18 protein-coding genes are annotated in these 19,576 nt (G+C 68.6%); 5 read left to right on the top strand and 13 right to left on the bottom strand.

Annotated elements, in window-relative coordinates; translation table 11 throughout:
• Nucleotides 1-73: 73 nt before the first annotated feature.
• The 8 genes from ASF53_RS01720 to ASF53_RS01690 all read right to left on the bottom strand — a co-directional run bounded on the left by ASF53_RS01720 (nt 74) and on the right by ASF53_RS01690 (nt 5,184).
• Nucleotides 74-715: a DNA gyrase subunit B family protein gene (locus ASF53_RS01720; RefSeq protein WP_156635321.1), complete on the bottom strand. Its 642-nt coding sequence runs from the start codon at nt 713-715 to the stop codon at nt 74-76.
• A 50-nt stretch (nt 716-765) separates the two neighbouring features.
• Nucleotides 766-1,410: an MBL fold metallo-hydrolase gene (locus ASF53_RS01715; RefSeq protein ID WP_056192808.1), complete on the bottom strand. Its 645-nt coding sequence runs from the start codon at nt 1,408-1,410 to the stop codon at nt 766-768.
• Nucleotides 1,411-1,520: 110 nt separating this feature from the next.
• Complete coding sequence (locus ASF53_RS01710; RefSeq protein WP_056192805.1) at nt 1,521-1,940, bottom strand: acyl-CoA thioesterase; 420 nt, start codon at nt 1,938-1,940, stop codon at nt 1,521-1,523.
• Nucleotides 1,941-2,025: 85 nt separating this feature from the next.
• The gene (locus ASF53_RS26210) at nt 2,026-2,169 is read right to left on the bottom strand and encodes a hypothetical protein (RefSeq protein WP_003600739.1); all 144 of its coding nucleotides are present in this window, start codon (nt 2,167-2,169) and stop codon (nt 2,026-2,028) included.
• A 212-nt stretch (nt 2,170-2,381) separates the two neighbouring features.
• Entirely contained in the window at nt 2,382-2,663 is a 282-nt protein-coding gene (locus ASF53_RS01705; protein ID WP_056192802.1) for a hypothetical protein, read from the bottom strand.
• A 127-nt stretch (nt 2,664-2,790) separates the two neighbouring features.
• On the bottom strand, nt 2,791-2,976 hold the full coding sequence (locus ASF53_RS01700; protein WP_003600744.1) for a YegP family protein: 186 nt from the start codon (nt 2,974-2,976) through the stop codon (nt 2,791-2,793).
• 172 nt (nt 2,977-3,148) lie between these two features.
• On the bottom strand, nt 3,149-4,681 hold the full coding sequence (locus tag ASF53_RS01695; RefSeq protein WP_056192798.1) for a DEAD/DEAH box helicase: 1,533 nt from the start codon (nt 4,679-4,681) through the stop codon (nt 3,149-3,151).
• 266 nt (nt 4,682-4,947) lie between these two features.
• The gene (locus ASF53_RS01690; protein WP_056193844.1) at nt 4,948-5,184 is read right to left on the bottom strand and encodes a hypothetical protein; all 237 of its coding nucleotides are present in this window, start codon (nt 5,182-5,184) and stop codon (nt 4,948-4,950) included.
• Nucleotides 5,185-5,441: 257 nt separating this feature from the next.
• On the opposite strand from ASF53_RS01690, the gene sseA reads away from it, so the two are divergent.
• From sseA to purH, 3 genes are all read left to right on the top strand, one after another.
• Nucleotides 5,442-6,290 (top strand): 3-mercaptopyruvate sulfurtransferase, encoded by an 849-nt coding sequence (gene sseA / locus ASF53_RS01685; RefSeq protein WP_056192795.1) that lies wholly within the window; start codon nt 5,442-5,444, stop codon nt 6,288-6,290.
• A 187-nt stretch (nt 6,291-6,477) separates the two neighbouring features.
• Nucleotides 6,478-8,190: a heparinase II/III family protein gene (locus ASF53_RS01680; RefSeq protein ID WP_056192792.1), complete on the top strand. Its 1,713-nt coding sequence runs from the start codon at nt 6,478-6,480 to the stop codon at nt 8,188-8,190.
• A gap of 246 nt (nt 8,191-8,436) precedes the next feature.
• Nucleotides 8,437-10,035, top strand: a complete 1,599-nt coding sequence (gene purH, locus ASF53_RS01675) for a bifunctional phosphoribosylaminoimidazolecarboxamide formyltransferase/IMP cyclohydrolase (RefSeq protein WP_056192788.1) — start codon at nt 8,437-8,439, stop codon at nt 10,033-10,035.
• Nucleotides 10,036-10,188: 153 nt separating this feature from the next.
• Here the strand turns inward: purH and ASF53_RS01670 are convergent, their stop codons facing one another.
• The 4 genes from ASF53_RS01670 to ASF53_RS01655 all read right to left on the bottom strand — a co-directional run bounded on the left by ASF53_RS01670 (nt 10,189) and on the right by ASF53_RS01655 (nt 17,235).
• A complete protein-coding gene (locus ASF53_RS01670) occupies nt 10,189-11,889 on the bottom strand; it encodes a cation acetate symporter (protein WP_056192784.1) in 1,701 nt (566 codons plus the stop codon).
• On the bottom strand, nt 11,886-12,272 hold the full coding sequence (locus ASF53_RS01665) for a DUF485 domain-containing protein (protein WP_082482276.1): 387 nt from the start codon (nt 12,270-12,272) through the stop codon (nt 11,886-11,888). The genes ASF53_RS01670 and ASF53_RS01665 overlap by 4 nt, the downstream gene beginning before the upstream one ends.
• A gap of 218 nt (nt 12,273-12,490) precedes the next feature.
• The gene (gene acs / locus ASF53_RS01660; protein WP_056192783.1) at nt 12,491-14,440 is read right to left on the bottom strand and encodes an acetate--CoA ligase; all 1,950 of its coding nucleotides are present in this window, start codon (nt 14,438-14,440) and stop codon (nt 12,491-12,493) included.
• A gap of 260 nt (nt 14,441-14,700) precedes the next feature.
• Nucleotides 14,701-17,235 (bottom strand): PAS domain-containing sensor histidine kinase, encoded by a 2,535-nt coding sequence (locus tag ASF53_RS01655; protein ID WP_056192780.1) that lies wholly within the window; start codon nt 17,233-17,235, stop codon nt 14,701-14,703.
• 240 nt (nt 17,236-17,475) lie between these two features.
• Between ASF53_RS01655 and ASF53_RS01650 the strand changes: the two genes are divergently transcribed.
• Together ASF53_RS01650 and ASF53_RS01645 are read left to right on the top strand one after the other, a co-directional pair.
• Nucleotides 17,476-17,952 carry a phasin gene (locus ASF53_RS01650; RefSeq protein WP_056192777.1) on the top strand — a complete coding sequence of 159 codons (477 nt, stop codon included), beginning with the start codon at nt 17,476-17,478 and terminating at the stop codon, nt 17,950-17,952.
• Nucleotides 17,953-18,158: 206 nt separating this feature from the next.
• Entirely contained in the window at nt 18,159-18,482 is a 324-nt protein-coding gene (locus ASF53_RS01645) for a hypothetical protein (RefSeq protein ID WP_056193837.1), read from the top strand.
• Nucleotides 18,483-18,592: 110 nt separating this feature from the next.
• Here the strand turns inward: ASF53_RS01645 and ASF53_RS01640 are convergent, their stop codons facing one another.
• Complete coding sequence (locus tag ASF53_RS01640) at nt 18,593-19,261, bottom strand: L,D-transpeptidase (protein WP_056192774.1); 669 nt, start codon at nt 19,259-19,261, stop codon at nt 18,593-18,595.
• Between the last annotated feature and the right edge of the window lie 315 nt (nt 19,262-19,576).

The raw sequence follows: 19,576 nt of genomic DNA, 5'->3' as shown, positions 1-19,576 counted from the left end.
GTGCTCTTTGTGGACCGATCGCGTTAACGACGCGTAAGGGCTGTCCACGACGCCGTCGCGCGAATGGACAACATCAGGTCGCGGCGTTCCCTCGTGCATCCTTGAGTTCGATTCGCGTCCCCGATCGATGCGACAGCGCCTCCAGAGCGGCCTTCAATCTTGCGCCGTCGAAACGCCGTTCTGCGAAGGTGTCGGCGGAGGGCCGAAACGAAATCGTCGTTCCGCACGACTCGTGCGCGATCGTCCGGACGCCGAGGGGCGAGAGCTTCACACCGTGCCGGAACGCCAGATCGAACGACTTGTCCCCGCTCCGGCTTTCGATCCGTGAGCAGTGCGAAAGCGCGTTGACCACGCATAGCTCCGGCTGTCCGACGTCACCCGCGAGATCCTGCGAGTCGAACCGCGTCATCACGGCTTCCAGCTCGCAGATGTCGCCGCCATTGCGCGGCTCACCGGACAGGCCAGGACCATCGTCGGAGACCGTGCAGGAACCGTCGGCGTCGAGGGTTACGCGGACACAGGCGGCGCGGCGACCGGAGCGTTCGCGCAGCGCATAGTTGACTGTGGCGAGGACCATATTGTGCAGCCCAGTCCCGTCCTCCGTATCACCGATATACATGCGCGGCCGGACGCGCACGGCACCGAGACCGATCAAGACGCGGATCGAACCGGCATCGAAGGCCGTCATGTCGAAACGTCCCGTATCGTCGCCCACGCAACACGCGTCGCCGGCCCAGCCGTTCGGGCGGCGATCCAGACCGTAATTTATCCTTGCAGGAAGGGGTTCGTCATCCGCTCCTGCCCGAGCGTTCCGGTCGGCCCGTGGCCGGGGATGAAGGCGACGTCGTCGCCGAGCGGCAGCACCTTCTCCTTGATCATCCGGATCAGTTGCTCGTGGCTGCCGCCGGGCAGGTCGGTCCGGCCGACCGAGCCCTGGAACACCACATCGCCGACCAGGGCGAAGCGGGCATCGCGGCTCATGAACACGACGCTGCCGGGGGAGTGGCCGGGGGCGTGCCAGATGTCGAAGGTCAGGCCGCCGACGGTGACGGTGTCCCCCTCGTTGAGCCAGCGATCTGGCGTGATCACGCGGGCGCCGTCGATCCCGTAACTCGCACCCGTCTCGGGCAGGGAATCGAGCAGGTACTTGTCGGCCTCGTGCGGGCCCTCGACGGGAACGCCGAGGCGCTCCTTCAGCTCGGCGGCGCCGCCGGCATGGTCGATATGGCCGTGGGTGAGCAGGATCTTCTCGACCGTGACGCCCTGCGCGCGAATCGCCGCCTCGATCCGGTCCAGGTCTCCACCGGGATCGACCACGGCGCCGGCCTTGGTGGCGTCATCCCAGATCAAGGTGCAGTTCTGCTGGAACGGGGTGACCGGGATGATCGCGGCGCGGGGCGTGGCGGGCATACGGACTCGGCAGCTTGAGGATGATGCGTCCGGTTCTAGACCGTCGCGCCGGGAAGCGCCAATGCGGGGCGCCTCATCGCCGGTCCTGCCGATCCCGTCCCGATAGCGGATCAGGCGGACGCCGCCTCGCCCTCGACTGGGATCGGGCGCGGACGGCCCACCTCGTCGATGGCGACGAAGGTGAAGGTCGCCTCGGTCACCTTCTCGCGGAACTGGGTCTGGAAGCGCCGCGCCCAGGCCTCCAAGTGGATCTTCATCGAGGTGCGTCCGACCCGGCCGATCCGGGTGTAGACGCACAGCACGTCCCCGACTCGCACGGGCCGGATGAAGGTCATCGCATCGACGGCCACGGTCACGACCCGCCCCTGCGCCCGCTCGACCCCAGCGATGCCGCCGGCCTGATCCATCTGCGAGAGCACCCAACCGCCGAAGATGTCGCCGTTGGCATTGGTGTCGGCCGGCATGGCGATCGTGCGCACCGTCAGATCGCCGACGGGATGCTCGTCGCCCACATCGATCGCCTGCGTCATCGCTTCCCCCGTTCGCGCTGATTCGACCACGCGTTGTCCAGCAGCCAAGCACGGGCGCCGGTCCCGCGCCAGAGGCGGAACCGCGTCAGGGCATCAGGCCGAGAAGCTCCAGCCCGGCCGCGAGAAAGATCGCCGCGGCGCAGACGAACAGCTCGAGGGGGATGTCCTGCCAGGACAGGGTACGAGGGGGCGCAATCGCGCGCCGCTGCCGCGTCACGAGATCGATCATGGGACGTCCTCCGGAGCGGCCCGTCTCACGCAGGCCATACTCGCTTGACCGCCATCCTATATTGGCTCGCGGCCTTTGGAAAACCGCGGAAGGTGATCGGTCACCCCAGGATGTAAACGTGAAAAAGCCCGGAGCGATGACACTCCGGGCTCGATGCGGAAACGATCGTCTTCAGACGTCCGTTGGGTCTCCCGAGAGATCCGTTCGGCTTATCAGTAGAAGCGACGCGGGCCGTAGAAACGGCGCGGGCCGTAGAACGGACGGCGGTAATACGGGCGACGGTAGAACGGGCGCGGGCCGTAGAAACGGCGGCCGTAATAGGGGCGCCGGCCCCAGCCACGGCGGTAGTAGTACTGCGCCTTCTCGACGGTTGCGGGTGCGGTTTCGGTCACGAGCGCGGCCGACGGGCCGACCGGGGCGGCCGACGCACCCTGCGGTGCCACCGCGGCGAGGCCCAGGACCATCAGCGCGGCAAGGAGGAGTTTTCTGAGCAAGTGGGCATTCCCTCTTCGGCAATCGCGAACGGACACGCCGAACCCGGCGCACCGCGCGAGCGAGAACGCACGAACGCGCAAAACGGTTTCGCAAAAAATGAGCGCCCGCGGAGGCCGTGAAACCGGGTCAGGCGATCTTCGTCGTCATGTCGACGACGGACGCCTCGGCGCTGCCCTTCACCAATTCGATGCCGCGCTCGCAATCCTCGCGGCGAACATAGCTTTCACCGGAATCGGCGATGACGTTGCCGTTCTGGACGCGCAGGCGCCAGCGCCACTGCCCGCCCGCGTCACGATAGAGTTCGTAGCGCATTCCGCCTGATCTCCTGACAGGCCGTGCTCCGAACGAGAACGGCGCGGGATGAACGCATCCCGCGCCGAAAAGATCGATTTCAAAAACTGTTGAGACCTGACGATCGGTGGCGCCGCCTCCCGCCCCGCGATGGGGCGAGAGTCAGACGCGTGATCGTCAGGCCGTCCGGCGATCAGGTGCGCGGCGCGCGATCGAGCCAGCCGATCGCCCGGCCGCCCTCACCACCGGAGCGCGCGGGCCGGCCGTCGCGACGGCCGTCGCTCGGACGGGCGCCTTGCGGACGCGCGCCCTGCGGACGGGCCTCGCCGGCCCGCTCGGGACGGCGCTGGTCCTGCCGCTGACCGTCGGGACGCGGTGCGCCGGCGGCGCGCTGGTCCTGACGGTGGCCCGGCTGTCCGCCGGGACGCCCACCGCGCGCGTCGTGGGCGCGCGGCTCGCCGCGACCCTCGCCACCCTGGCCGCGACCGCCACCCGGACGACCCTGGCGCTGGCCGGGACGACCCTGCGGCTGACGCGGCGGACGGCGCGCCTCCTCGGCGGCGTTGTCCTGCGCTTCCTGGCGCGTCGGCGGCACGAAGCCCTCGGGGAACCCGCCGACAGGGATCTTCTGGCGCGTGGTGCGCTCGATGTCGCGCAGGTAAGCGCGCTCCTCGTCGTTGCAGAACGAGATCGCCTGACCTTCGGCACCCGCGCGGGCCGTGCGGCCGATGCGGTGGACGTAGGATTCCGGCACGTTCGGCAGATCATAGTTCACGACATGGGTCACGCCGTCGACATCGATACCGCGGGCGGCAATGTCGGTGGCCACCAGCACGCGGCAGGAACCGTCGCGGAAGGCGGCGAGCGCCCGCTCGCGCTGCGGCTGGCTCTTGTTGCCATGGATCGCCGCGCTGACGACATTGGCCTTGTCGAGGCCGCGCACGACGCGATCCGCACCGTGCTTGGTGCGGGTGAAGACGAGCACGCGCTCGATCTTCGGATCACGCAGGACGTGGTTGAGCAGGGCCTGCTTGGCGCCGGTGTGGCAGAAGATGACCTGCTGATCGACGCGCTCGGCGGTGGTCGCCACGGGCGTGACGGCCACCTGAACCGGGTTGTTGAGATATTGGTCGGCGAGCCCAGCGATGTTCTTCGGCATGGTGGCCGAGAAGAATAGGCTCTGGCGCTTGGTCGGCAGCATCTTCACGATGCGCTTGAGCGCATGGATGAAGCCGAGGTCGAGCATCTGGTCGGCCTCGTCGAGGACGAGGATCTCGACGCCTTCCAGCGTCAGCGCGCGGCGATCGACGAGGTCGATGAGCCGGCCCGGCGTGGCGACGAGGATGTCGACGCCCGGCGCGATCGCCCGCTCCTGGCGGGTGATGTTCACACCACCGAACACGACGGTGTTGGTGTAGGGCAGGTGCCGGCCATAATCCGAGAAGCTGTCGGCGATCTGGCTCGCCAGCTCGCGGGTCGGCGACAGGACGAGCACGCGGCAACCGCGGCGCGGCGCACGGCGGCTGTCCAGCGACAGGCGATGCAGGATCGGGAGGGCGAAGGCGGCGGTCTTGCCGGTGCCGGTCTGGGCGATGCCGCAGAGATCACGGCCTTCCATCGCGGGCGGGACGGCCTGCGACTGGATCGGCGTCGGCGTGACGTAGCCGGCCTCTTCCAGCGCGCGGAGCACGGGCTGAGCGAGGCCGAAATCGGTAAATTGGGTCAAGTCGGTACTTTCAAGGCAGCGGAACCCGCAATCCGGCGCATCAATTCGCGCGGGACGATCAAAGGCGGGTCCATCGGTCCGGGAGGCTGCCCGCGTGATGGGGCGGCCTGGGGTGCATACACGTTGAAGAGAGGGGCCGGGGCACAACCTCGGAAAGGCGCGAACCGTCACGCAGCCCCCTCAAGCGACCCCGTTCGGTCGCTGACGCTGCACGTGCCATATGCGATGTTGCACCCGCGAAGTCAATGAATGTTGGCGTGCCGCGTTCACGCCTCGTCGAATTGGCTCATGCTGAAAATCTCGATGCCGGCGCCGTCGATGACGCGAACCGCTTCGGCGGCCGTGCGCGCGCGTTGCGGCACCCGCGCCCGAGCGAACAGCCGCTTAGCCCGCTCCGCCGCCGCCTCCGGGCTCGCCGTCCGCACGGAGACCCGCTGCTGCACGCCGCCCGGCGCGTCCGGCTCCTCCGGCCCGAGCACTTCGATGTGATAGGTTTCTCGCACGGACATCCACTCTCTCGCTGTCGTCCCGCGCTTACCCCAAGATCGCGTCGGTGGCAGCGGGCGTCACGGACGCCACACCGTCGCGCCCGCTTTTGCGCAGCGCGATCGCACTGGTTTCTCTTCCAGCCTCAAGCGCCGCGAGGCCCGTGAGCGGCCTCGCGCGATTGCCATGACTTTTGGGCGCGCGGCCTTGCCGAATTCCCGCCAATGCCGGATGTGGTGTCTTCCCCGCGAAGACCCGCGCAGCGAGGATATTCATGACCACATCGCCCTTCGTCACGGTGGACTGGCTGCATCAGCGCCTGAACGCGCCGGACGTCGTCGTGCTCGATGCCTCGTGGTACCTGCCGGCGCAGGGACGCGACGCCGCGGCCGAGTATCAGGCGGCCCACATCCCCGGCGCGATCCGCTTCGATCTGGACGCGATGAGCGACACCGACTCCGCCCTGCCCCACATGCTGCCGCGGCCCGAGGTGTTCTCCTCGAAGATGCGCGCGCTCGGGGTCGGCGACGGGGCGCAGGTCGTCGTCTATGACGGGATGGGGCTGTTCTCCGCGCCGCGGGTTCGCTGGATGCTCCAGACCTTCGGCATGCGCGAGGTCAAGATTCTCGAAGGCGGCATGCCGGCATGGGTCGCGGCGGGCTACCCGACCGAGGACGGCGAGGGCCGCCCGCGCGACCGGCGCCATTTCACCGCCCGGCTCGACAACGGCGCCGTGGCGGATGCGGGGGACATCGCCCGCGCCCTGGCCGGCGGCACGACGCAGGTGGTCGATGCCCGCTCCGGCCCGCGCTTCCGCGGCGAGGAGGCGGAGCCCCGCCCCGGCGTGCGCCCCGGCCATATGCCGGGCGCCAGGAATCTCCACTACGCCGCCCTCCAGGCGAATGGCCGACTGCGGGACGAGGCCTCGCTGCGAGCCGCGATCGCGGAGGCCGGCGTCGATCTCGACCGGCCCGTCGTCACCACCTGCGGCTCGGGCGTGACCGCGGCCATCGTCGCGCTGGCCCTCGAGACATTGGGCAAGCCGCCGCGGGCGCTCTACGACGGCTCGTGGTCGGAATGGGGCGCCGATCCCGCCCGCCCGGTCGAGACCGGCCCCGCCTGAGCGGCGAAGCGCCGCCGCGTCGCGCCGGTGCATTGCGGGGATGCCGGGCCCCGCGAGGACGACACAGCGTTAAAGGGCGGTTAAGAGGACAGGCATAAGCTTGGCCGAAGCCGCCTGCCGGATGCCCCATCGTGCGGGTCCGGGCGGCGACCCGTACGGCCCGTCTCGAAGGCTCGGAGGATACGGCTTGGGCAGGGGCCCCGAACGCTGGCAGCTCTACCGCCTGCTCGGTCACGAGATCGTCCGCGCGGTTCGCGAGCGGACGGCACAGCTCACGGCGCGGCCCGAGATCCTCACCCGCGCGCGGGTGACCGGCCTTGTGATCGCGCCGCACGACCTGCGGACCAGCGACGCCTCGCTCGCCGACGACATCTATTCCGGCCTGTTCGTCTTCGCCGGCCGCTCGCTGGTGGTGAGCGGACGCTCGCCCTTCGACTACGATCCCCCCTCCCCCGAATGGGCGGACGCGCTCTACGGCTTCGGTTGGCTGCGCCACCTGCGCGCCGCCGACACGGCGCTGGCCCGGGCCAATGCCCGCGCCTTCGTCTCGGATTTCATGAGCGGACGCGGCGAGGCGGCGCGTGCCAGCCCGGTGCCGGTCGCCTCACGCCGGCTGATCTCGTTCCTGTGCCAGTCGCCGCTGGTGCTGGAGGGGGCCGACCACGCCTTCTACCAGGCCTTCCTCAAGGCCGTGGGCAAGGGCGCGCGGGAACTGGAGCGCTCGCTGCGGCGCTCGTCACCGCCGCAATCGCGCCTGCTGGCGGCGGTGGCGCTGACCTATGCCGGTTTGTGCTGCGAGGGGATCGAGCCGATCCTGCGCCGGGCCACCCGCATCCTCGTGCGTGAACTCGAAGCGCAGATCCTGCCGGATGGCGGCCACCGGTCCCGCGATCCGCGCTTCGCCATGGAGCTGCTGCTCGATCTGCTGCCCCTGCGCCAGAGCTTCCTCAGCCGCAGCGTCGATCCGCCGGAGGCGCTGCTGCGCGCCGTCGATCGGATGCTGCCGGCGCTACGCCTGCTGCGGCACGGCGATGCCTCGCTCAGCCATTTCAACGGCATGGGCGTGACGGCGGCCGACCATCTCGCCACCCTGCTGGTCTATGACGGGGCCGGCACCGAACCGCTGATGTACGCCTCTCATTCCGGCTACGCCCGGCTCGAATTGGGCCGGGTCGTGCTCGTCTGCGATGTCGGCGCGCCGCCGCCGATGGACCAGTCGCGCGAGGCCGGGGCCGGCTGCCTCTCCTTCGAGCTGACGAGCGGGGCGCAGCGCATCGTCGTCAATTGCGGCAGTCCCGCGAGCGGCGGCGAGTTGCGCCGCGCGGCGCGAAGCACCGCCGCCCACTCGACGGCGACGGTCGCCGACACCTCCTCCTGCCGCTTCCTCGACGAGCCGGAGGATTGGTGGATCAGCCGGATCGCCGCCCGCTGGCTGCTGTATCGCCGCGGCCCCGTAGTCCTGCGCGGCCCCGGTCCGGTCGCGGTCGAGCGGCGCACGGAGAACGGCGCCGCGGTCCTCGCCGCGCGCCATGACGGCTACGTCACCGAATTCGGCATCCTGCACGAGCGCCGCTGGCGCCTCTCCGACGGCCCGGTGCGGCTGGCGGGCGAGGACGCGTTCCGGCGTGAGAGCAAGCGCCCGCGCTCGCAGCCCCAGCCGGTGGCGGTACGCTTCCACCTCCACACCGCGGTGGCGACGCAGCCTCAGGACGACGGCAGCGTGTTGCTGGGCTTGCCGACCGGGGAGCGATGGCGCTTCACGGTGGAGGGCGCGACCGCGGCGATCGAGGAGAGCGTCTACTTCGCGGGCGTCGTCGGCGCGCGGCGGACCGCGCAGATCGTCCTGCACTTGACGGTGGACGACGAGGCGTCGGTGCGCTGGCAGATCGAGCAGATCTGATTCCAGGCGGCGATGACCCCGGCTCATCGCCGACTGCCCCGCAATTGCGGAGCGGCGCGCGGCCGCCGGATGCACGGAAGACCCCCAACGACGGCGTCCATGCCGCTCGGTCCAACGCGGCTCTTAAGTGTAGCGGTTGAAACAAGCGCCTCTGTAGCCGGACAACGTCCGCTTCAACTGGCCGCCCCGGCCGGTTCTGTGCTACCGCGCGCGCCAATTCCTTCACTAATGACACAGGCGATACCGATGCCGCGCGACCAGATCCGGGTCACCCGCGCCCTCCTTTCCGTTTCGGACAAGACCGGGCTCACGGACTTCGCTGCGGCGCTGAGCCAGCGCGGCGTCGAGCTGGTCTCGACGGGCGGCACCCACCGCGCGCTGACCGAAGCCGGGCTCGCCGTCCGGGAAGTGTCCGAGCTGACTCGTTTCCCCGAGATGATGGACGGCCGGGTGAAGACCCTGCATCCGGCGGTTCATGGCGGCTTGCTCGCGGTGCGCGACAACCCCGAGCATCAGGCGGCTTTGGCCGCCCACGGCATCGGCGCGATCGACCTGCTCGTGGTCAACCTCTACCCGTTCGAGGAAACGCTGAAGGCCGGCAAGGCCTACGACGATTGCGTCGAAAACATCGATGTTGGCGGCCCGGCGATGATCCGCGCGGCGGCCAAGAACCATGCCGACGTGGCCGTGGTGGTCGATGTCTTGGACTACGCGGCCATCCTCGCCGAACTCGCGGAGCATGACGGCAACCTCACCGCCGTGACCCGCCGCCGGCTCGCGCAGAAGGCGTTCTCACGCACCGCCTCCTACGACGCGGCGATCGCCAACTGGCTCGCCGAGGTCGAGGGACGCGATAAGGCCCCGACCTTCAAGGCGCTTGGCGGGACGCTCGCCCAGAGCCTGCGCTACGGCGAGAACCCGCACCAGTCGGCCGCCTTCTACCGCCTGCCCGGCACCCTGCGCCCCGGCATCGCCACCGCCCGTCAGGTCCAGGGCAAGGAGCTTTCCTACAACAATCTCAACGACACCGACGCGGCCTATGAATGCGTCGCCGAATTCGACCCGGCCCGCACGGCGGCGGTGGCGATCATCAAGCACGCCAACCCCTGCGGCGTTGCGGAAGGCCCGGATCTGCTGGCGGCCTATGAGCAGGCGCTGGCCTGCGACCCGACCTCGGCCTTCGGCGGCATCGTCGCCCTCAACCGGACGCTCGACGCCGAGGCGGCGAGAAAGATCGTCGAAATCTTCACCGAGGTCATCATCGCCCCCGATGCCTCCGAGGAGGCGCTTGCCATCGTCGGCGCCAAGAAGAACCTGCGGCTGCTGCTGGCAGGCGGCCTCGCCGATCCGCGGGCGAAGGGCGAGGTCATCCGCACCGTGGCGGGCGGCTTCTTGGTCCAGGGCCGGGATGCTTTGAGCGTCGACGACATGGACCTGAAGGTCGTGACGAAGCGTGCCCCGAGCGAGGCGGAACTCGCCGACATGCGCTTCGCCTATCGGGTGGCCAAGCACGTGAAGTCGAATGCCATCGTCTACGCCAAGGGCGGCGCCACGGTCGGCATCGGCGCCGGCCAGATGTCGCGGGTGGATTCCTCGATCACCGCCGCACGCAAGGCGGCGGAAGCGGCGCAGCGCCTGGGGCTGTCCGAGAGCCTCGCCAAGGGTTCGGCGGTGGCCTCCGACGCCTTCTTCCCCTTCGCCGACGGCCTGCTCGCCGCCGCCGAGGCCGGTGCCACCGCCGTGATCCAGCCCGGCGGCTCGATGCGCGACGACGAGGTGATCCAGGCCGCCGACGAGGCCGGGCTCGCCATGGTGTTCACCGGCGTGCGCCACTTCCGGCACTGACCCGACCGCATCGACCAAAAAGAAGGCCCCGCTGGAAGGCGGGGCCTTTTTTGTCTCACCGGGAGGAGACGCGCCTCATCGGTGTTTTGGAGTGCGCTGCCCGCGGGAGCGATCTCGCGCGCCGATCCGGACCGGCGCGCGAGGGTTGGACCGTCAGTGGGCGTGCGCCCCCGAGGCTCCGATGCCGGTCTCCGAACGCACGAACTGTGCGTCGAAGGCGGCACGCTCACGGTTGCCCCGGCGGGTCCGGTCGATGGTCGAGATGCCCCAGATCGTCAGGAAGGCGAGCGGCATCGAGAACAGGGCCGGGTTGGCATAGGGGAACAGAGCGGCCGGATAGCCGAAGGTCTTCACCCAGACCGCATCGGACAGCACCACCATGACCACCGCCGCCACGAGCCCAACGAGGCCGCCGATGAGCGCACCCCCGGTCGTGGTGCCGCGCCAGAGGATCGACATGGCCAGGACCGGGAAGTTGCAGCTCGCCGCCACCGAGAAGGCGAGGCCGACCATGAAGGCGACGTTCTGGTTCTCGAACACGTAGCCGAGATAGATCGCGACGATACCGATGCCGACGGCGGAGAACTTGGAGAGGTTCACTTCCGCCTTCTCCGTGGTGCGGCCGCGGGCGAAGACCTGGGCGTAGAGATCGTGGCTGATCGCCGAGGCGCCGGCGAGCGTCAGGCCCGCCACCACCGCGAGGATGGTCGCGAAGGCCACCGCCGAGATGAAGCCGAGGAAGTACGGCCCACCCACCGCGTTGGCGAGGTTCACGGCCACCATGTTGGTGCCACCGACCATGTCCTTGATCTTGTCGTAGGCCGCGCCGTCAGCGCCGAGCTTGAAGTAGCTCGGGTCGGACATCAGCAGGGCGATGCCGCCGAAGCCGATGATGAAGGTGAGGATGTAGAAGTAGCCGATCAGACCGGTGGCGTAGAACACCGACTTCCGCGCGGCTTGCGCGTCCGACACCGTGAAGAAGCGCATCAGGATGTGCGGCAGGCCCGCCGTGCCGAACATCAGGCCGACGCCTAGCGAGATCGAGTCGATCGGGTTCGTGACGAGGCCGCCGGGCGCCATGATGGAATCGCCCTTCGGATGCGTCTGCACGGCGGCGGCGAACAGCTTCTCCGGGCTGAAGCCGTATTTGTAGAGCACGGCGCCGGCCATGAAGGTCGCGCCGCCCAGAAGCAGGCAGGCCTTGATGACCTGCACCCAGGTCGTCGCCTTCATGCCGCCGAAGGCGACGTAGATGATCATCAGTGCGCCGACGATCACCACCGCGTAGAGGTAGGGCAGGCCGAACAGGAGCTGGATCAGCTTACCGGCGCCGACCATCTGCGCGATCAGGTAGAACGCCACCACGACAAGGGTGCCGGTCGCCGAGATGATGCGGATCGAGGTCTGATCGAGGCGGAAGCTCGCCACGTCGGCGAAGGTGAACTTGCCGAGGTTGCGCAGGCGCTCGGCGATCAGGAACAGCACGATCGGCCAGCCGACGAGAAAGCCCGTCGAGTAGATCAGGCCGTCGAAGCCCGAGGAATAGACTAGGCCGGAGATGCCGAGGAAGGACGCCGCCGACATGTAGTCGCCGGCGATCGCGAGCGAGTTCGTGCGGGCGGAGATGCCGCCGCCGGCCGCGTAGAAGTCGGCCGCCGACTTCGATCCCTTCGCCGCCCGGTAGGTGATCCCGAGGGTGAACAGCACGAAGAACAGGAACATGAAGATCGCGGGCCAGTTCGTGGCCTGCTGCTGCACGGCGCCCATATCGGGGCCGGCGGCCAGCGCCGAACCGGCGCCGAGCGCGAGGCTCGCGCCGAGGAGCGCTACGGATCGGGAAATGGGACGGATCATTTCGCGAGGCTCCGGATGAGTTCGGCCGAGAGCCGGTCGTAGCGGGTGTTGGCGCGGGCGACGTAGATGCCCGTGAGGATGAAGGCGAAGACGATGACGAACATGCCCATGTAGAAACCGAGCGAAGCCGTGCCGCCGACCTTCGTCGCGAGCAGCGCCTTGTCGAAGGCGATGAGGCCGATGAAGCCGAAATAGACCACCAGCATCAGGCCGGTGAGGATCCAGCCGAAGCGCGTGCGCTCGTGAACCAGCGTCTTGAAGATCGGGTGTTCGGCGATCCGGTCGAGCCGCTGATCGGGCTCGGGCATGTCGAGGGCGCCTGCCCCGTGCAGGGTGCGGGCGTCCGACGTGGCGGACGGCCTCACCGTCTGGATGCTACTCATCAATCTCCTCCCGCGCGATCCTGTTTCACCGCGGCCTTGGGGCCGGGTGATCGGCTGCTTGTTCTGTGATGGGGACACCGGAAGCGTTGGCGTCCGCTCCGGTCGAAATCGGCACCGGACCGCCCGAAGCGGGCGACCGGGACCGTGAATTCCAGGCATCGGGGCCGTGCCCGGAACGGCGCCCGCCCTACGAGGCGGCGGGCGCTGTCATGTTGCGCTCAGGCCGAGCGGTTCTGGCGGTTCTCGATCAGGTCATCGACCACGGCCGGTTCGGCCAGGGTCGAGGTGTCGCCGAGCGAGCCGAAATCGTCCTCGGCGATCTTGCGCAGGATGCGGCGCATGATCTTGCCGGAGCGGGTCTTGGGCAAACCCGGCGCGAACTGAAGCAGATCGGGCGAGGCGATCGGGCCGATATCCTTGCGGACCCAGGTGACCAGCTCCTTGCGCAGCTCGTCCGTGCCCTCCTCACCCTCATTGAGGGTGACGTAGGCGTAGATGCCCTGGCCCTTCACGTTGTGCGGATAGCCGACGACCGCAGCTTCCGAGACCTTCGGATGGGCCACGAGGGAGGATTCGACCTCCGCCGTACCCATGCGGTGACCGGAGACGTTGATGACATCGTCGACGCGGCCGGTGATCCAGTAATAGCCGTCCGCGTCGCGACGGGCCCCGTCACCGGTGAAGTAGAGATCCTTGTAGGTCGAGAAGTAGGTCTGCTCGAAGCGCTCGTGGTCGCCGTAGACCGTGCGCATCTGGCCGGGCCAACTGTCCTTGATGCAGAGGTTGCCCTCGCAGGCGCCGTCCAGCACCTTGCCCTCGGCATCGACCATCACCGGCTGCACGCCGAAGAAGGGGAGCGTGGCGGAGCCGGGCTTCAGCCGCGTCGCCCCCGGCAGCGGGGTGATGAGGATGCCGCCGGTCTCGGTCTGCCACCACGTATCGACGATCGAGCAGCGGGAATCGCCGACGACGCGGTAGTACCAGTCCCAGGCCTCCGGGTTGATCGGCTCGCCGACCGAACCCAGCACCCGCAGGGATTGGCGCGAGGTCTTCTTCACCGGGCCCTCGCCGCCGCCCATGAGCGAGCGGATCGCGGTCGGCGCGGTGTAGAAGATGTTGACCTTGTGCTTGTCGATCACCTCCCAGAAGCGGGAGTTCGACGGATAAGTGGGGATGCCCTCGAACATCAGCGTGGTCGCGCCGTTCGCGAGCGGACCATAGACGATGTAGCTGTGGCCCGTGACCCAACCCACATCGGCCGTGCACCAGTAGACGTCGCCGTCGTGGTAATCGAAGACGTATTGGTGGGTCATCGACGCGTAGACGAGGTAGCCGCCGGTGGTGTGCACCACGCCCTTCGGCTGGCCCGTCGAGCCCGAGGTGTAGAGGATGAAGAGCGGGTGCTCGGCCTCGACGGCCTCGGCAGGGCACTCGTCGGTCACCTGCTCGGCGGCCTCGTGGTAGTAGACGTCGCGGCCCGGCTCCATCGCCACATTGCCGCCCGTGCGCTTCACCACGATCACGTGGTCCACGAGATCCTTGTCGAGGCGCTTGATCGCCTCGTCCACATTGGCCTTGAGCGGCACCTTGCGCCCGCCGCGCAGGCCCTCGTCGGCGGTGATGACGAGCTTCGAGCCGCAGCCCTTGATCCGGCTCGCCAGCGAGTCGGGTGAGAAACCGCCGAAGACGATGGCGTGGATGGCGCCCAGACGCGCGCAGGCCAGCATCGCGTAGGCGGCCTCGGGGATCATCGGAAGGTAAAGCGTGACGCGGTCACCCTTGCCGACGCCGCGATTACGCAGGACGTTGGCCATCCGGCACACTTCGGCGTGCAACTGCCGGTAGGTGATGTGCTTCGACTCGTTGGGATCGTCGCCCTCCCAGATGATCGCGGTCTGGTCGCCGCGGGTCTCGAGGTGCCGGTCGATGCAATTTAGTGCGACGTTGGTCTTGCCGTCTTCGAACCATTTGATCGATACATCGCCGGCCGCGAAGCTCGTATTCTTGACTTTGCTGAAGGGCGTCGACCAGTCGATCCGCTTGCCGTGCTCGCCCCAGAACGCCTCAGGATCAGAAACGGAGGCCGCGTACATTTCCTTGTACTTGGCTTCATCGATCAGAGCCCGGTCCCGCCAGGCATCCTGAACGTCGATGACCTTCTCGCTCATTTGGATTCTTCCCTGCCGGTGCCCGATCGTATCGCGAAGGTCCGCGCAGCCGGGGCTTCCTCAGAACTCTTAAGCGCAGTTGAATACACCCGGCAAGCACCAAAAAGTCCAGTTCGGCAGTTTTGCGCAATCGAGTTGCACAGTAATTCATTGGAGGCGTCACACAGACCAAGCGCCTTCCGCAGCAAGTCCGGGAAACGCTTGTCGTGTCATGGGAATTAGGCGGGCGCCGCCGCGGTTCCCGTCGGCGTTCCGGCAGGTCAGGCGGCCGGAAACAGCATTTCGACGAGGGTGCCCTCGTCCTTGCGGCTGCTGATGCGGAAACGTCCGCGATTGGCCTCCACGAGCGCCTTGGTCAGGGTCAGACCGAACCCCTTCTCGTCGCCCTCCGGAGCCGGGCCGAGATCGGCCCCGAACGGCTCCAGCGCGCTCATCAGTTCGTCCTCGGTCATGCCGGTGCCGGTGTCGCGCACACGCAGGGCGACCTCGCCCCGCTCGGCCAGCGTGGTCGAGACGATCACCTGACCGCCGGCCTCCGTCACGCGGATCGCGTTTCCGAGCACGGTCAGCGCCGCCTGCCGGATCGAACGCTCGTCGGCCTTCATCGCCGGCAGGTTGGGGGCGAGGCTGGTGCGCAGGACGATGCGGTCGCGCGCCGCCTGCGGCTGCTGCACGGCGATGCAGGAGGCGACGAGATCGTTCAGCGCGAGGTCGGCGAAGGTGAGCTTGCCGCGGCCGGCCTGAATCTCGGCAAGATCGCGCAAATCGTCGATAAGGCTGGCGATCCGGCCGCCGGAAAGGCGCACCTCGCGCAAATAGGCCTCCAGACGTTCGGCATCCGCCCGGTCGAACCGGTCGGAGAGCATCATGTCGGTGAGGCCGAGGATCGCATTGAGCGACGGGCGGATCTCGCGGCTCACCCGCGCGAGCGCGTTGGCCTTCCAGGCGCCCTCCACCTCGGGCTCGCTCCGCCGCACGGCTTCCGCAACCGGAGCCGGAGGCGTCGCGTCCTCGTCGCGGATCTCGCGCAGGCTGGCGCAATAGCCCGGCGCGTCCTCCCCGAGCAGCCGGGCGATGCGCAGGCGCAAGGCTGCCGCCCCGGTGCGCACGGTCACGCCGTGGATCTCGCTCGTGCCCGAGCGGCGGGAATCGGTGACGGCGGTTTCCAGCGCCGACAGGCTCTCGGGCGCGAACAGATCGGCGAAGCGCCCGCCCACGATTTCCTTGGGATGGGCGTGGACGAGTTCGGCCGCGCTGGGGTTCAGACCGACGACCCGGCCCTCGGCATCGAGGGTGACGACGCCCTCCTCCAGGCTATCCAGCACCTTCTCCGCCCGCAGCCGCGCCGCATTGGCCGGAACGGCGGGGAGCTGGACATCGCCGGCCGTAGGCATCGCCCGCGCAAGGCAGATTTCCGCCGGCACCCCCTCCCAGACGAGGCCGGCCCGATCGACGAGGAGTGCCACCGTGCCGCCCTCGGGCCGCGCGAAGGGCACCGGCCCGATGATCTCCCGGTCCCTGGGTGGCAGGCCGCGAAAGAGATGCGCCAGACCCGCCTGACGCAGGGCCGGCAGATCCGCGTAGCCGGTGAGATCGAGGAAGGTGCGGCTGGCAAACAGCATCTCGCTGCCGCGGTAGACGAGCACGCCGAGCGGCAAGCTTTCGAGCAGCTCGGTGAGGGCGAAACGCGAGCGCGTCTCGCCCTCCGAAAGTCGGCCCTGCGGGACCGGGAACGGCATCACCGAGCCGCTCGGCGCGGATTCGGGGCGCGCGGGCATCGGCGCCGCGTCGTCCGCGTCTTCGTCGGGGGCGAACCGCAATCCGAGAACGCGCGCGACTTCGCGGAAGGCGGCATGCTCGTTCACCGACAGGCCGGCTTCCGCCTCCGCCTCATCGACCGGCGGCTCTTCCTGCGGGGCCTCCGGTTCGTCGTCCTCATCCTCGACCGCGCTCTCCATCACGCGGGCGTGCCGCTCGCCGAGGATCGCGAAGCCGCCGAAGCCGGAGAAATCCGCCGTCGCACGGCCGGCAGGAGCGCCTGAGATTTCGAGCGTATGCTCGTAGGCACGACCGCGCACCAGGAGCGGCAGGGCCCGGAAGGTGCGCCGGCCCGCCAGCGCCTCCGTCAGCGCCGCGCCCTCGATCACACCGTCGGTCGCGAGCATGTCCCAGAAGCGGCCGGACAGAGCTTCGGCAAGGTCGGGATGGGTCCGCGAGACAAGGGTCAGCACGCCCGCGGCATCGCTGCGCCAGATCACACGAATCGGCAGTTCCGCCGGCTCGGTCTCTACCTCCGGCGCCGGGGATGGTGGCGGAGCCTCGGGCTGGGCGACGGCCGGGATCGCAGCCTCGGGGGGCGGATCGGCCTTGGCGGGCCCATTGTCGAACGGCCGCAAGGCCGGCAAGGCGCCGATCGGAGCGAGGAGCAGGACCGGATGCCCCTCTCCCAGCTCGACCCGCGCGGCGAGGGCGACCACAGGCGGCGCGACCCCGCGGGGATCGAAGCGCAAGCGGATCATGCGAGGCCGCGCGCCCAGGGCACCGGCGCGGCGGATCTGCTCGGACAGGCGAAGCGCAGGCAGGATAGCGCCGTCCGAAGCGGCAACGCCCGCGCGCAGCGGGAGCGCCGCACCGGCAGCGTAAAGGATGCGCTCGGCCGCCTCGTCGAGAACGAGCAGAGCGCTGCCCTCGCGAACGAGATGCGCGATCGATGCGTCGTCTCTCCAGCGCGCCAACGCGGCGCGAACGGCCGCATCGTCACCCGGATAGGAAGCCTGCACTGCGCGGTCCGACATCCGAACCCTGGTCATGAACCCCTTCATCGCCCTGTCGCCGGTCGTTCGGGGCATGAACACCTGAGCCCTGTGTAACTTAACTGCGGCCGGACGTGGACACTGAAGCCTGCCGACACACGTTTATCAACTGGTAACCTTAATTGGTCCCCCGGGGCTGGCAAAAAGGTTACCCCCGCGCTATTGTGCAGTGCACATTGTGCGCCGCACAACGAGCGCTCGATGCGAACACAGGAGAGAGACGTGACAAACACCCCCAATTACGAAGTCCCGACCGAAATGCGCGACTTCGCCGAGAAGAGCGTCGAGCAGGCCCGCAAGGCGTTCGATTCGTTCATCGGCGCGGCCCGCCGCACCGCGGACACCGTCCAGGGCTCGACCGATCTCGCCCGCAGCAACGCCACGAGCATCTCCTCGCGCGGCTTCGAGTACGCTGAGCAGAACGTCAACGCCGCGTTCGATCTGGCGCAGAAGCTCGTGCGTTCGCGCGACGTGCAGGAGGCCATGCAGCATCAGGCCGAGTTCGTGCGCGCGCAGTTCGCGGCGATCCAGGCGCAGGCCAAGGAGTTCGGTGGCCTCGCCCAGAGCGCATTTCAGCAGAGCGCCGAGAACGCCAAGAGTGTCATGCAGCAGGGTGCTGCCGACGCCCGCCAGGCCTACGAGCAGGGCGTCGAGACGGCCCGCGAGAATGCCAACGACGCGCAGAAAGCCAACTCCTAACGCACCCTCCGAACCTCGGTTCGGAGTGCACGTAAGGCCGACGGCCCGCTCCTTACGGGGTGGGCCGTCCTCGTTTCGGGGCTTGGCCCCAGGGCTTATCGAGTCAAGTGGTCTCCGGCTCCGCCTCTTTTCCGCCGCCCGGACCCCGCAAGGCTCCCCACCTCGCCGGCTCCGTTTGAGGCGGCCCAGCGGAGGTTTTGGACACGATGCGTCCCGTTCGTACTCTCGGCCTCGCAGCCCTGATCGCCGTCGCGGCCGGAAGCCTCGCGCCCGCCCAGGCACAATATTACGACGACGGCTACGATGCGCCGCCGCCCCGCGCACGGGCCTATCGCGACCGCGACTTCGGCGGCCCGCCGCGCCGCGCCATGGGCCTCAATTGTGATGCGGTGCAATCGGGCATCAGCGGCCTGCAGCCGTTCTCCTGCCCTCTCCCCGGCCCGCGCCCGCTGGGCGCTCGCTGCTTCTGCGACATGCCGGTGTCGTTCCTGAACGGTCCGCAGACCGCCGTCGGACGCGTCGCGCCGTAAGAGCAATGGCAGTCGGCCCCTCGCGATGCGCGAGCGCCGAGCGGATATGAAAAGAGCCGCGCCGGGATGACCGGCGCGGCTCTTTTCGAAGGTTTCGATGGGTCGGCGCGTCAGTTGACGACGACGGTGGCCCCCACCTTCACGCGGGAATAGAGGTCGGTCACGTCCTCGTTGGTCATGCGGATGCAGCCTGAGGAGACCGCCTGCCCGATCGTGTCCGGCTCGTTGGAGCCGTGGATCCGGTATTCCGACTTGCCGATATACATCGCACGGGCGCCGAGCGGGTTCTCGATACCGCCGGCCATATAGCGCGGCAGGTCGGGACGACGGGCGATCATGGCTGCCGGAGGCGTCCAGCCCGGCCATTCGCGCTTGGCGGTGATCTTGTTCACGCCGCTCCAAGTGAAGCCCGGACGCCCGACGCCGACACCGTAGCGAACGGCCTGGCCACCCGGCATCACGTAATAGAGGCGGCGCTCGGCCGTGGAGACGACGATCGTGCCCGGCGCGTAGCGGGTGTCGTAGACCACGACTTCACGGGGAATGCGTGCGACCTGAGCCTGAGCGGCTTCGGCCTCACCGTAGCCCTGACTATAACCGCGGGCGCTGGAGCCACGCTGCGTGGCGTAGGGGTCATAGACAGGCCAGCCGCCCTGCGACTGCTCCTGATAATCATCGTTATCGGAGCCGAACGGATCGTAGGGCGCAGCGTTGGCAGCGCCCATCGCGAGAACACAGACGCCGACCGCGCCGACGAGAACAGATGCCAAGGTCTTCATCGCAGGTGCCTACCTGTGCAGTAATCTTTGCCATTACAAGCGTGACTGTGCTTGGTCGGTTCCATGCTGTTTACGGATTTTCCACGACTCGGCCGTGCGCCGGCTCACATCAGCTTAGCCGTCGCGATGGGGTTACTCCCGAATCGAGCCCGGCCCGGCGTGGCGCGTGATCTGCCTCGATCTGTCATCCGGAAGGGTCGCGGGCCGTGACGAGGGCGCTGGGCGACCGATCGTCTTCAGCTTGGGCCGTCGCCACGTGTCAGGCCCGTCGTGAGGCGACCGCGGGGATCGCCGATTCGGCGCAGCCTCCGGCTC

The organism is Methylobacterium sp. Leaf123 (assembly GCF_001423405.1).
Classification (GTDB): domain Bacteria; phylum Pseudomonadota; class Alphaproteobacteria; order Rhizobiales; family Beijerinckiaceae; genus Methylobacterium.
Note: the sequence above shows the minus strand (reverse complement) of the source record. Positions and strands in the feature narration are given on the sequence as shown.

Bases quoted from the DNA above. Each gene is read 5' to 3' on its own strand.
- ASF53_RS26210 (WP_003600739.1), bottom strand. From the start codon at position 2,169: ATGATCGATCTCGTGACGCGGCAGCGGCGCGCGATTGCGCCCCCTCGT.
- ASF53_RS01655 (WP_056192780.1), bottom strand. From the start codon at position 17,235: ATGTCGGACCGCGCAGTGCAGGCTTCCTATCCGGGTGACGATGCGGCC.
- purH (WP_056192788.1), top strand. From the start codon at position 8,437: ATGCCGCGCGACCAGATCCGGGTCACCCGCGCCCTCCTTTCCGTTTCG.
- ASF53_RS01710 (WP_056192805.1), bottom strand. From the start codon at position 1,940: ATGACGCAGGCGATCGATGTGGGCGACGAGCATCCCGTCGGCGATCTG.
- ASF53_RS01645 (WP_056193837.1), top strand. From the start codon at position 18,159: ATGCGTCCCGTTCGTACTCTCGGCCTCGCAGCCCTGATCGCCGTCGCG.
- ASF53_RS01665 (WP_082482276.1), bottom strand. From the start codon at position 12,272: ATGAGTAGCATCCAGACGGTGAGGCCGTCCGCCACGTCGGACGCCCGC.
- ASF53_RS01640 (WP_056192774.1), bottom strand. From the start codon at position 19,261: ATGAAGACCTTGGCATCTGTTCTCGTCGGCGCGGTCGGCGTCTGTGTT.
- ASF53_RS01715 (WP_056192808.1), bottom strand. From the start codon at position 1,410: ATGCCCGCCACGCCCCGCGCCGCGATCATCCCGGTCACCCCGTTCCAG.
- ASF53_RS01700 (WP_003600744.1), bottom strand. From the start codon at position 2,976: ATGCGCTACGAACTCTATCGTGACGCGGGCGGGCAGTGGCGCTGGCGC.
- ASF53_RS01670 (WP_056192784.1), bottom strand. From the start codon at position 11,889: ATGATCCGTCCCATTTCCCGATCCGTAGCGCTCCTCGGCGCGAGCCTC.
- acs (WP_056192783.1), bottom strand. From the start codon at position 14,440: ATGAGCGAGAAGGTCATCGACGTTCAGGATGCCTGGCGGGACCGGGCT.
- sseA (WP_056192795.1), top strand. From the start codon at position 5,442: ATGACCACATCGCCCTTCGTCACGGTGGACTGGCTGCATCAGCGCCTG.